Below are 12,192 nucleotides of genomic sequence, written 5' to 3' on the forward strand. Positions count from 1 at the left end.
CGTGACGGCCAGCTGACGGGCCTGCTGGTCGGCGGAGTCGACCCCGCCGACCTGCCGGACCCGGCGCTCGCCGAGGCGGCGCTGGCCAGCGCCGGCTTCGTGGTCAGCCTGGAGATGTTCCCGAGCGACCGGGTCGGCGACGCTGCGGCCGCCCGGCAGCAGGTTCGGCAGGGCGCCGGCCTCGACGGCGCCGCGCTCGCCGGCGCGACGGGGCACCCAGGCGATCCGGACGCCGGTGGCCCGGCCGAGCGCGAGGAGGGCGGAGAACGCACCCGGCATCTCGGCCAGGCGCTCGCCGGCGAGCACGACGGCGCCCGGCTGGCGCAGCGCCTCGATCGCCGGTCCGCCCCACGTGCCCTCGGCCAGCGCGTGCAGCGACCGTGCCTCGGCGCCCGGGAGGGTGGTGAGCACAGTTGCCTCGAGCTTCTCGGCCGAGCGGGTGGGGAACGGTGCGAGGTCGAAGACCGGGAGCTTGCGGGTGCGCACCGCGCGGCGCAGCCGCAGGAAGACGATCGGCGACTCCTCCTCCGGCTCGAACCCGGCGAGCAGGACGGCGGGGGCCGCCCCCAGCTCGTCGTAGGTGACACCACCGCGGCCGGGGCCGGTACCGGCGACATTGGCCGCCAGGAACGCCAGCTCCTCGGCCGAATGCGCCCGGGCACGGGCGTCGACGTCGTTGGTGCCCAGCGCGGTCCGGGCGAACTTCGCATAGGCGTAGGCGTCCTCGGCGGTCAGCCGGCCGCCGGGCAGGACGCCGACGCCGCCGTCGGCGCGGGCGGCGAGCAGGCCGGCCGCGGCCGCCGCCCAGGCCTCGGGCCACGAGGCGGGCTGCAGCGTGCCGTCCGCACCGCGCACGAGCGGGGTGGTGAGCCGCTGGTTGGCGGTCGCGTAGCGGAACGCGAAGCGGCCCTTGTCGCAGTTCCACTCCTCGTTGACCGCCGGGTCCTCGCCGGCCAGCCGGCGGGTGACCTTGCCGCGCCGGTAGTCGGTGCGCTGGGCGCAGCCGGAGGCGCAGTGCTCGCAGACGCTGGGCTCGCTGCGCAGGTCGAACGGGCGGGCGCGGAAGCGGTACTGGGCGCTGGTCAGCGCGCCGACGGGGCAGATCTGGGTGGTGTTGCCGGAGAAGTAGGACTCGAACGGCTCGTCCTCGTAGATGGCGACCTGCTCGAGGGCGCCCCGCTCGAACAGCTCGATGAAGGGGTCGCCGGCGACCTGCTGGGAGAACCGGGTGCAGCGCGCGCACAGCACGCAGCGCTCCCGGTCGAGCAGGATCTCGCTGCTGATCGGCAGCGGCTTCGGGTACGTGCGCTTGACGTCGACGAACCGGCTCTCGGTGCGGCCGTTGCTCATCGCCTGGTTCTGCAGCGGGCACTCGCCGCCCTTGTCGCAGACCGGGCAGTCCAGCGGGTGGTTGATCAGCAGCAGCTCCATCGTGCCCTGCTGGGCCTTGTCGGCCTGCGGGCTCGTGAGCTGCGTCTGCACGACCATCCCCTCGGTGACCGGCATGGTGCAGGAGGCCACCGGCTTGCGCTGGCCCTCCACCTCGACCAGGCACTGGCGGCAGGCGCCGACCGGCTCGAGCAGCGGGTGGTCGCAGAACCGCGGGATCTGGACGCCGATCTGCTCCGCGGCCCGGATGATCAGCGTGCCCTTGGGCACCGCGACCTCGAAGCCGTCGATCGTGCAGTGCACGGAGTCCGGCGGGGTCTGCGGACCGGGCGTGCCGGGAGGGACCGCGGGCGCCGGCCCCGGAGTCGTCAGCGTCACGAGGCAACCTTCACGGGCTCGATGCGGAGGGTACGGCCCAGCCGGGCCTGCTCCTCCGGGGGCAGCAGGGCGACGTAGTCGTCCTTGAAGTACTTCAGCGAGCTCGTGATGCAGCTCGTGGCGCCGTCACCGAGGGCGCAGAACGAGCGGCCCAGGATGTTGTCGCAGGTGTCGATCAGGACGTCGAGGTCCTGGGCGGTGCCCCGGCCGTGCGCGATCCGCTCGAGGATCTGCACCAGCCAGTAGGTGCCCTCGCGGCACGGGGTGCACTTGCCGCAGCTCTCGTGCGCGTAGAACTCGGTGAACCGCAGGGTGGCCTCGACGATCGAGTCGGTCTCGTCGAAGACCATGAGCGCGGTGGTGCCGAGCATCGAGCCGGCGGCCGCCACCGAGTCGAAGTCCAGCGGGACGTCGAGGTGCTCCGCGGTGAAGTACGGCGTCGACGAGCCGCCCGGCGTCCAGAACTTCAGCTCGTGCCCGGGGCGCACGCCGCCGGCCATCTCGAGCAGCTCGCGCATCGTCGTCCCCATGGGGGCCTCGTACTGGCCCGGCCGGACGACGCGGCCCGACAGGGAGTAGATCTTCGGTCCCGGCGACTTCTCGGGGCCGAACTCCTTGAACCAGTCGGCACCGCCGCGGACGACGAACGGGACGCTGGCCAGCGTCTCGACGTTGTTGATGACCGTCGGCGCCCCGTACAGGCCGGCGACGGCGGGGAACGGCGGCTTGAGCCGGGGCTGCCCCCGGTAGCCCTCGAGCGAGTCCAGCAGCGCCGTCTCCTCGCCGCAGATGTAGGCGCCGGCACCGGCGTGCACGACCAGTTCGAGGTCGTAGCCCGAGCCGAGGATGTTCGTGCCGAGGTAGCCGGCGGCGTACGCCTCGTCGACGGCGGCCACGAGGCGCCGGTGGGCGTGCACGGCCTCGCCGCGGACGTAGATGACGGCGAAGTGCGAGCGGATCGCGAACGCCGAGATGATCACGCCCTCGACCAGCGAGTGCGGGTCCGCCATCATCAGCGGCAGGTCCTTGCAGGTGCCCGGCTCGCCCTCGTCGGCGTTGACCACGAGGTACTTGGGCATCGCCGCCGGGCCGGTCGGGATCTCCCCCGGCTTGGGCTGCGGGATGAAGCTCCACTTCATGCCGGTCGGGAACCCGGCGCCGCCGCGGCCGCGCAGTCCGGAGTCCTTGACGAGCGTCACCAGCTCCTCGGGCGCCATGGAGAGCGCGGTGCGCAGGGCCGAGTAGCCCTCGGAGCGCTCGTAGGTCTTCAGCCGCCAGGACTTGTCGGCGCCCCAGCGGGTGGTGAGGACGGGAGTGAGGGGCATGTGTCAGGCCTTCCCTGGACCCTGGCCGGACGTGCCCGGCTCGGTCCCCGCAGGGGTGTCGGTGCCTTCACGGCCGTCGGGCAGGCGTCGCCCGGCGGGCTCGGGGGCGTCGGGGTGCGCGCCCGCGGCGCCCGCCCGCTCGGCGGGGTTGTCGGCTGCGGCGACCCGCGCGTCGGCCGCCTCCCGGCCGGGGGTCTCCCCCGTGCGGCCGGTCGGCGCGACGGTGGCGGCGGGCTCGTCTGCGTCCGGTGCAGGGGCGGAGGACCGCGGCATCGCGGGGGCGGACTCCCCCCGCTCCTCGGCGAGCCGCAGCCCGATCAGCGTCGGGCTGTAGTCGCCGGGGTGGTCGATGGCGGCGGCCATCTCGTACGGGTCCTCGTACTGCGAGAAGCCGGCGAGCTGCCGGGAGATCCCCTTGAAGTCGGTCAGCGGTGCGCCGCGGGTCGGCGCCGGCTTCTCGCCGCGGCGCAGGGCTGCCACGAGCTCGCGGGCGCTCTCGACGTCCTGCTGGTCGTAGAACTCGTAGTCGACGGTGACGACCGGCGCGTAGTCGCAGGCCGCCAGGCACTCGGCGTGCTCGAGGGTGATCGAGCCGTCGGCGGTCGTCTCGTCGTGGTGGACGCCGAGGTCGCTGCTCAGCGCGTCCATGATCCGCTGGCCGCCCAGCACGCTGCACAGGGTGTTGGTGCAGACGCTGACCAGGTGCCGGCCGGTGGGACGGCGCTTGTACATCGTGTAGAACGTCGCGACCGCGCCGACCTCGGCCTTGGTCAGCCGGAGCTCTTCGGCGCAGAAGGCGACGCCCTCGGGCGAGACGTAGCCCTGCACCGACTGGACCAGGTGCAGCATCGGCAGCAGGGCCGAGCGGGCCACCGGGTAGCGGGCGATGATCTCCCGCGCCTCGAGGCGGGTCTGCTCGGTCAGCGGCGGCAGGTCGAGCGGTGCCGGCTCGACCGGACTCGAGTCGAGCCCGGTGACCGCGGTTCCCTCGGCCGAACCAGGAAGTGCACTCATCAGCGGTCCACTCCGTGCTTCTGGGTCGTCTCCGCGGCCGCTCCGCTCCTCGCTCGCTGGCGCTCGCTGCGATGCTCACTCACCTGTCGACTCCCCCCATGACCGGGTCGATCGAAGCGATGGCCGCGATGACGTCGGCGATCATGCCGCCCTCGCTCATCGCCGCCGTGGCCTGCAGGTTCACGAATCCGGGGTCCCGCACGTGGACGCGCCACGGGCGGGTGCTGCCGTCGCTGACCACGTGGTAGCCGAGCTCGCCGCGTGGCGACTCGATCGGCAGGTAGACCTGGCCGGCCGGCACCCGGAAGCCCTCGGTGACCAGCTTGAAGTGGTGGATCAGGGCCTCCATCGACTGACCCATGATGTGGCGCACGTGGTCGAGGGAGTTGCCCATGCCGTCGGCGCCGAGCGAGAGCTGCGCGGGCCAGGCGATCTTGCGGTCGGCCACCATGACCGGCCCCGGCTCGAGGCGGTCGATCGCCTGCTCGATCAGCTTCAGCGACTCGTTCACCTCGGCCATGCGGACCAGGTAGCGGCCCCATGCGTCCGACGTGTCGGCGGTCGGTACCTCGAAGTCGTAGGTCTCGTAGCCGAGGTAGGGCTCGACCTTGCGCAGGTCCCACGGCAGTCCGGCCGCCCGGAGGATCGGGCCCGTGACGCCGAGCGCGAGGCACCCGGTGACGTCGAGGTAGCCGACGTCCTTGAGCCGGCGCTGCCAGATCGGCTGCCCGGTGAGCAGCCGGTGGAAGTCGGCGACCCGCTTGGGCATGATCTTCAGGAACTCGCGGATGTGCTCGACCGCGCCCTCGGGCAGGTCCTGGGCCAGCCCGCCGGGGCGGATGTAGGCGTGGTTCATCCGCAGGCCGGTGATCTCCTCGAGTAGGTCGAGGACCATCTCCCGCTCACGGAAGCCGTTGGTCATGCCGGTGAGGGCGCCCATCTCCATGCCGAAGGTGGCCAGCGCGACCAGGTGCGAGGAGATCCGGTTGAGCTCCATGACCAGCAGGCGGATGGTCTGCGCGCGCTGCGGCACCTCGACGCCGAGCAGCTTCTCCACGGCCATGCAGTACGCGGCCTCGTTGTAGAGCGGGGCCAGGTAGTCCATCCGGGTCACGAAGGTCGTGCCCTGGGTCCAGTTGCGGTACTCGACGTTCTTCTCGATGCCGGTGTGCAGGTAGCCGATGACCACCCGCGCCTTCGTCACCGTCTCGCCCTCGAGGTCGAGGATGAGCCTGAGGACGCCGTGGGTCGACGGGTGCTGCGGCCCCATGTTGACGACGAGCCGCTCCTCGCCGTGCGGATCGGAGAAGGTGAGGTCCCAGTCGCCGCCGGTGACGGTGTAGACGCGTCCCTCGGTGGTCTCGCGCGAGCCGGCGTACGGGTCGGCCTCGTTGTGGACGGTGCTCATCGGTGGGCCCCCTTCACCTGTACGCACGACGCGTGTCGGGCGGAGGAATGGTCGCGTCGTGGTACTCCACCGGGACGCCGCCCAGCGGGTAGTCCTTGCGCTGCGGGTGCCCGTCCCAGTCGTCGGGCATGAGGATGCGGGTGAGCGCGGGGTGGCCGTCGAAGACGATGCCGAACATGTCCCAGGTCTCGCGCTCGTGCCAGTCCGCCGTCGGGTAGATCGCGACGACCGACGGCACGTGCGGGTCCTCGGCGGTCACCGCGACCTCGAGGCGGATGCGCCGGCGGTAGGTCATCGAGGTCAGGTGGTAGACGACGTGCAGCCGCGGCCGCTCCGGCGTGGCTGCGGGTCCGCCGCTGTCGAGGTAGTCGACCCCGGAGACGCTGCTGCACAGTTCGAAGCGCAGCGCGTCGTCGTCCCGGAGCGCCGAGACCAGCGTCAGCAGGTGCTCGCGCGCCACGAAGTAGGTGATCTCGCCGCGGTCGACCAGCACGCGCTGCACGGCGGCGGCGTAGGTGGCCTTCCCGACCGCCTCGATCAGCGCGTCGGTGACCTCGTCGAAGTAGCCGCCGTACGGCCGGTCGGTGGAGTGCAGGGCCACGGCGCCGCCGGGCTCGACCCGCACCAGCCCACCGAAGCCCGACGTGTCACCGCTCCCGCTGACGCCGAACGAGCCCTTGCGGAAGCCGCCGCTCGGCGCGGTCGCTGCGTCGTAGCCGGCCTCCTCGCGGCCCGGTACGACCTCGCCACCGTCGTTGCTCATCGCTGCACCCCGCTCATCGCCAGGCCTTCCCGAGACCCGTCGGGCGCTCCTCCGGCAGCAGCACGGCGTTGCCGTTGCGCTGCTCGATGGCGAACTGGCCGGTGCGGCCCTCGGCGGCGGCCTCCTCGTAGGCGCGCCGCAGCTTCTTGTCCACGCGGACCGTCGACGGCATCTCGACGAGGATGTCCTTGCGGGTGCCGTCCTCGCGCTCGCGCTCCATCTGCCGCGCGCGCTTGGCGCCGAGCGGCTCGTGCTGGATCTTGTGGTGCAGCTTGAGGATCGCGTCCATGAGCATCTCCGGCCGCGGCGGGCAGCCGGGCAGGTACATGTCCACCGGGACGATGTGGTCGACGCCCTGGACGATCGCGTAGTTGTTGAACATGCCGCCGGAGCTGGCGCAGACGCCCATCGCGAGCACCCAGCGCGGCTCGGGCATCTGGTCGTAGATCTGGCGCAGGACCGGGGCCATCTTCTGGCTCACCCGGCCGGCCACGATCATCAGGTCGGCCTGGCGCGGGGAGGCCCGGAAGACCTCCATGCCGAAGCGGGCCAGGTCGTACCGACCGGCGCCCGAGGCCATCATCTCGATGGCGCAGCAGGCCAGGCCGAACGTCGCCGGCCACAGGGACGACTTGCGCGTCCAGTTGACCAGCTTCTCCACGCTGGTCAGCAGCACGCCGCTGGGCAGCTTCTCCTCGAGTCCCATCTCAGTCCCTCAGTCCCACTCGAGCCCGCCGCGCCGCCACACGTAGGCGTACGCGATGAAGACCGTGCCGATGAAGACGACCATCTCGACCAGCCCGAAGACGCCGAGCGCCTCGTTCTGAACGGCCCACGGGTAGAGGAAGACGATCTCGATGTCGAAGACGATGAACAGCATCGCCGTCAGGTAGTACTTGACCGGGAACCGGCCCCCGCTCAGCGGCTGGTCGGTCGGCTCGATCCCGCACTCGTACGCGTCCAGCTTCGCCCGGTTGTAGCGGCGCGGACCGATGAAGGGGGCCGCGGTGACCGAGAACAGCGCAAACGCCGCGGCCAGCGCGAAGAGCCCGATGATCGGGACGTAGTTCGAGAGCATCAGCGGCACCCTACGGTGAGGACGATCACGTTCCGGGCAGGCATCCGGGTCTCACCCTCCGTGTCGGCTTGTCTGCAAGCTGTGACGTCGACCACGGTCATACCGCCGGCACGAGTCGGGTCAGCGCGGCGATGGTCCGGTCGACCCGGTCGCCGCTCCAGCCGTCGCTGAGATTGCCCATCAACCGCAGGGCGGCGTCGACGAGCGCGGGCCTCTTGAGGCCGTGCGCGGTGGCGAACCGGACGACGTCCGGACGGGCGAGCAGTGCCAGGAACCCGACCCCGAGGCGGTGGTGCCGGCCATAGGCGGCGCGCAACCGGTCGGGGTAGCCGTGGAGGACGGCCTCGCGGGCCGGACCCTCGGACCGGGAGAGGGCGTCGACCGCCGTCTCGGCCGCCATCCGCCCGGTCTCCATGGCGTAGCTGATCCCCTCGCCGTTGAAGGGGTTGACCGTTCCCGCGGCGTCGCCGGTCAGCAGCAACCCCCGGCTGTAGGCGGGCTGGCGGTGCAGCGCCATCGGGAGACCGGCCCCCCGCAGCGGCGTGACCGAGTACTCCTCGCCGAGCTGGTCCTCCGCGGGGAAGGTGTCCAGCCACTCCCGCAGCACGGCCCGGTGGTCGCCACGGTCGCCGCGGCGGGTGTCGAGGAGGCCGAAGCCGACGTTCGCCGTCCCGTCGCCCATGCCGAAGACCCAGCCGTAGCCGGGCATGGACGCCGCGCTCGGGCCGTCGGCGGTCAGGTCGAAGGAGATGTCGAGGTAGTGGTCCGTCGTCCTCGGTGTCCGGACGTACCGGCGGACGGCGACGCCGAGCGGCCGGTCCTCGCGGCGGACCAGGCCGAGGGACTTCGCGAGCCGGCCGGACAGCCCCTCGGCGGAGATGACCAGCGGCGCGGTCCAGGCACCCGGCGTCCTCTCCGGGCCGGACTGCGTGCGGACGCCGCAGACTCGGCCGGCCTCGTCGAGGAGGGGCTCGGTGACCGTGACCTCGGTGTGCAGCCGGGCGCCGGCGGCCACGGCGTGGTCGGCGAGCAGGGCGTCGAGCTCGCTGCGGCGGCGGACGAGGCTGTAGTCGGGCCAGTTGTCCAGCTGGGGCCAGTCGATCTCGACGGTCTGGCCGCCGCCCTGCACGCGCAGCCCCTTGTGGCGGACCCAGCCGGCGGCCGGCGAGGTGTCGATGCCCATGTCCTCGAGGGCCTTCACGCCGCGGGGGGTGAGCCCGTCGCCGCAGACCTTCTCCCGCGGGAACGCTGCCTTCTCGAGGACGGCGACGTCGAGGCCGGCCTGCGCCAGCCACCAGGCGGCGCTCGAGCCCGCCGGACCGGCGCCGACCACGACCACGTCGGCGGTCGTCGCTCCCGGCACCCCCACGCCCCCTCACCGATCGAGTTCCGACTTGCCCCGGGCGGACTTTGTGAATCAGTTCACAAAGTCGTCGCGTCCGAGTCTAGGCCCGGCTGTGAGCAACGGAACAGCGCCCCCCACCCGACCGTCGGCGTCACGGCGGGCGGGGCAACGCCAGCGCGGCCCTGACCTCCTCGTCGGACGTGGCGGTGAAGTCGGTGTATCCCTGGCCGACGGCGCGGAAGGAGAACGGCGCGTCCAGGCAGACGAGCTCGTCGACCTCGGGAGCGAGCGCGGCACAGGCCGTCGGTGAACCGATGGGGACGGCGACGGTGATGCGCTCCGGGACCTGCCGCCGGACAGCCACGACGGCTGCTCTCATCGTCGCGCCGGTCGCCAGCCCGTCGTCGACGACGACCACGTCGCGGCCCCGGAGGCCGACGGGTGGACGGTCGCCGCGGTATGCAGACTCACGACGGCGCAGTTCGGCCAGCTCGCGGGTACGGACCTCGTCGAAGACGTCCGGCTCGACGCGCGTCGCAGCGAGGACGGCCTCGACACGGACCGTCTCGACGGCCCCACCGACGGCGGCGATCGCGCCCATGGCCAGCTCCGGCTGCCACGGCAGGCCGAGCTTGCGGACGACGAGGACGTCGAGCTGCGCGCCGAGGGCGTCGGCCACCTCGGCCGCGAGGATCACCCCGCCCCGGGGCAGCCCGAGCACGACGGGGTCGTGCGGCTCGTCGCGGCGCAGCCGCTCGCCGAGCGCCCGCCCGGCCGCACGGCGGTCGGCGAACCTCCTCGACACGACCGGCGCTCCAGCGGCGGCCGCTACAGCGGCTCGGGCGTCGGCACGGGCCCCGGCACGATGGGATCGGTGGGCTGGGGCGTCGGATAGGGGTCGGGCACCGGCGGCGGGGTGGGGTCCGTCGGCGAGGGACCCGGCGGAGGCGTGCCCGGTGGGGGCGGCGGGGTCGTCATGGACCGACGCTAGTCCTCCACTCGGCGCTGCAGGCCCGCCTTCACCGCGGGCCACTCACCGCCGAGGATGCTGAAGACCACCGTGTCGCGGAAGCTGCCGTCCTCGCGATGGCGGCGTGGGAGCGGGTGTCGACGGCGTCGGTCTGGATCTTCACCCGCCGTTGATGCCCTCGTACGCATCGCGGTGGTCATCCGGCCCTCGATGACCGCCGTCGTGCGCATGCGGGCGATCAGCGGCACCGGGCGGACTCCTCCCGGACGAGGGATCTCAGGGCCGGCGGGCGCGGTGCAGGGCGACCACACCGCCGGTCAGGTTGTGCCAGGCCACGTCGCCCCAGCCGGCGTCCTGGACCCGGCCGGCCAGCGCCCCCTGGTCGGGCCACGCACGGATCGACTCGGCGAGGTAGACGTAGGCCTCGGGGTTGCTGCTCACGGCGCGGGCGATGCGGGGCAGCGCCTTCATCAGGTACTCGGTGTAGACGGTGCGGAACGGCGTCCAGGTGGGGCTGGAGAACTCGCAGATCACCAGCGTCCCGCCGGGCCGGGTGACCCGCCGGAACTCCCGCAGCGCCACGTCGAGATCGGCCACGTTGCGCAGGCCGAAGGAGATGACCACGCCGTCGACGCTCTCGTCGGCGAGCGGGAGCGCCATCGCGTCCCCGACCACCTTCGGGACCGCGCGCGACGCCCCGGCGCGCAGCATTCCCTGGGAGAAGTCGCAGGCGATCGCCGTCGCGCCACCGGCCGCGATCTCGACGGTGGAGACCGCCGTCCCCGCCGCAACGTCGAGGACGATCTGGCCGGGGCGGGCGCCCAGGGCCTCACGGGTGGCGCGTCGCCAGGCGGCGTCGCGGCCGCCGGAGAGCACGGTATTGGTCAGGTCGTAGCGCCGGGCGACCCGGTCGAACATCGCCGCGACCTCGGCCGGCCGCTTGTCCAGGCCCGCCCGGACGCCGGACGTGTGTGCATCCTCTCGCCGGTCTCCCACGGCGCCGACGCTACAAGGCTGCCTACGCTGGGCACGTGACTGCGGCCGCCCTGACCTCCCGGGACATCGCAGCACGCGTCGTCACGACAGTCCGGACGGGCGACCGGGCGGCACTGCTCCCCCGCCTTCCGGCCGACGGCGGGCTGTCCTGGGTGCGCCGCGGCGAGGGCCTGGTGGCCTGGGGAGAGGCCGCCCGGCTGGAGGTCTCCGGGCCCCGGGCGCTGGCCGAGGCAGCCGCCTGGTGGGACGACTGGACCGCAGGTCTCGACGTCGACGACCACCTGGGCATCCCCGGCTCGGGGCCGGTCGTGTTCGCCAGCATCGCCTTCGACCCCACGGCCGGGACGTCGGTGTTCGTCGTGCCCGAGGTCGTGGTCGGCCGGCGGGAGGGAGCCGGCTGGGTGACGACCGTGGGGGACGTCGATCCCCGGGACGTCCTTCCCGTCGCCCCGGCGCTCCTGGACGACGGCCCGCCACCCCGGCTCCGCTACGCCGACGGGGCCCTCGACCCCGCCACCTGGTCCGCCGCCGTCGCGACCGCCGTCGGGCGGATCGGCGCCGGCGAGCTCGCCAAGGTGGTCCTGGCCCGTGACCTGCTCGTGTCCGCCGACGTGCCGCTGGATCCGAGGCGGCTGCTGCGCCGGCTGGCCGATCGCTTCCCCGACTGCTGGACCTTCGCCGTCGACGGGCTGCTGGGCGCCACCCCCGAGCTGCTGCTGCGGCGCGACGGCCGCCGTCTGTCCGCGCGCGTGCTGGCCGGCACCGCCCCGCGAGGCGCCGGCGCGGACGACGACCGCCTGGCCGCCGAGCTCATCGGCTCGGCCAAGGACCGCGCCGAGCACGCCCTGGCCGTCGACTCGCTCGTGCAGGCCCTCGAGCCGTTCTGCGCGACCCTCAGCGCCCCGGAGGAACCGGACCTCCTGACGCTGGCCAACGTGCGGCACCTGGCCAGCGACGTCACCGGTACCCAGCGCGCCACGGGGCCCCGTGGTCGCGCCGGGCTGCTCGAGCTGATCGGCGCGGTGCACCCCACCGCTGCCGTCTGCGGCACCCCGACGGCCGACGCGGCCGCCGTCATCGCCGAGCTCGAGGGCATGGACCGGGGGCGCTACGCCGGTCCGGTCGGGTGGCTCGACGCCCGCGGCGACGGCGAGTTCGGCCTGGCGCTGCGCTGCGCCGAGCTCGTCGGGGACGACAGCGCCCGGCTCTTCGCCGGCTGCGGCATCGTCGCGGGCTCCGACCCGGCGGCCGAGCTGGCCGAGACGCAGTCGAAGTTCGCCGCGTTCCAGGCCGCGCTCGAGGGCTGACGCCCCCGAACGCCGAACGGCGGCGCCCCGAGAGGGACACCGCCGTCCAGCGGGTGGTGTGGAACGGAGGTCAGAAGCGACCGCCGCCACCTCCGGAGAGGACGACGCAGTCCTTCTGGTTCGCCTTCTCCATCAGCTTGGGGCCCTGGGCGTCGAGCTGGGCAGCGGCCCAGTCCGCGGCGGTGGCCAGACCGGTCAGCAGCTTGGCCTTGGTGCCGA

At 73.2% G+C, this 12,192-nt stretch carries 12 protein-coding genes and 1 pseudogene; 1 reads left to right on the forward strand and 12 read right to left on the reverse strand.

The genetic code is table 11. The features are described 5' to 3' along the window. The 12 genes and pseudogenes from E4P40_RS22270 to E4P40_RS22320 form a co-directional block, all read right to left on the reverse strand. Positions 1–1,767: NADH-quinone oxidoreductase subunit G (locus E4P40_RS22270; RefSeq protein WP_245160510.1), on the reverse strand; the 1,767-nt coding region annotated here is incomplete at its 3' end. Then, positions 1,764–3,092, reverse strand: a complete 1,329-nt coding sequence (gene nuoF, locus E4P40_RS22275) for an NADH-quinone oxidoreductase subunit NuoF (RefSeq protein ID WP_135160595.1) — start codon at positions 3,090–3,092, stop codon at positions 1,764–1,766. The genes E4P40_RS22270 and nuoF, both read right to left, overlap by 4 nt. A gap of 3 nt (positions 3,093–3,095) precedes the next feature. Further along, entirely contained in the window at positions 3,096–4,106 is a 1,011-nt protein-coding gene (gene nuoE / locus E4P40_RS22280) for an NADH-quinone oxidoreductase subunit NuoE (protein WP_135160596.1), read from the reverse strand. A gap of 79 nt (positions 4,107–4,185) precedes the next feature. After that, positions 4,186–5,514 (reverse strand): NADH-quinone oxidoreductase subunit D, encoded by a 1,329-nt coding sequence (locus E4P40_RS22285; protein ID WP_135160597.1) that lies wholly within the window; start codon positions 5,512–5,514, stop codon positions 4,186–4,188. A gap of 13 nt (positions 5,515–5,527) precedes the next feature. Continuing rightward, entirely contained in the window at positions 5,528–6,277 is a 750-nt protein-coding gene (locus E4P40_RS22290) for an NADH-quinone oxidoreductase subunit C (protein WP_135160598.1), read from the reverse strand. 253 nt (positions 6,278–6,530) lie between these two features. Beyond that, a pseudogene (locus E4P40_RS22295) lies at positions 6,531–6,983 on the reverse strand (NADH-quinone oxidoreductase subunit B family protein); the annotation flags it as partial. A 9-nt stretch (positions 6,984–6,992) separates the two neighbouring features. Beyond that, a complete protein-coding gene (locus E4P40_RS22300; RefSeq protein ID WP_167762340.1) occupies positions 6,993–7,355 on the reverse strand; it encodes an NADH-quinone oxidoreductase subunit A in 363 nt (120 codons plus the stop codon). 97 nt (positions 7,356–7,452) lie between these two features. Further along, positions 7,453–8,724, reverse strand: coding sequence for a geranylgeranyl reductase family protein (locus tag E4P40_RS22305; RefSeq protein WP_135160600.1), 1,272 nt, complete (start codon positions 8,722–8,724; stop codon positions 7,453–7,455). Between the two features lie 127 nt (positions 8,725–8,851). Further along, positions 8,852–9,505 carry a phosphoribosyltransferase family protein gene (locus tag E4P40_RS22310; RefSeq protein WP_135160601.1) on the reverse strand — a complete coding sequence of 218 codons (654 nt, stop codon included), beginning with the start codon at positions 9,503–9,505 and terminating at the stop codon, positions 8,852–8,854. A 23-nt stretch (positions 9,506–9,528) separates the two neighbouring features. Continuing rightward, positions 9,529–9,678, reverse strand: a complete 150-nt coding sequence (locus E4P40_RS28305; RefSeq protein WP_167762341.1) for a hypothetical protein — start codon at positions 9,676–9,678, stop codon at positions 9,529–9,531. 9 nt (positions 9,679–9,687) lie between these two features. Then, complete coding sequence (locus E4P40_RS28625) at positions 9,688–9,918, reverse strand: hypothetical protein (protein WP_209305463.1); 231 nt, start codon at positions 9,916–9,918, stop codon at positions 9,688–9,690. A gap of 28 nt (positions 9,919–9,946) precedes the next feature. Then, positions 9,947–10,666, reverse strand: coding sequence for a demethylmenaquinone methyltransferase (locus E4P40_RS22320; protein ID WP_135160602.1), 720 nt, complete (start codon positions 10,664–10,666; stop codon positions 9,947–9,949). A 35-nt stretch (positions 10,667–10,701) separates the two neighbouring features. Here E4P40_RS22320 and E4P40_RS22325 point away from each other — a divergent pair, with 35 nt between their 5' ends. Next, on the forward strand, positions 10,702–11,973 hold the full coding sequence (locus tag E4P40_RS22325) for an isochorismate synthase (protein ID WP_135160603.1): 1,272 nt from the start codon (positions 10,702–10,704) through the stop codon (positions 11,971–11,973). Positions 11,974–12,192: the final 219 nt, after the last annotated feature.

This window comes from Blastococcus sp. CT_GayMR20 (genome assembly GCF_004570345.1).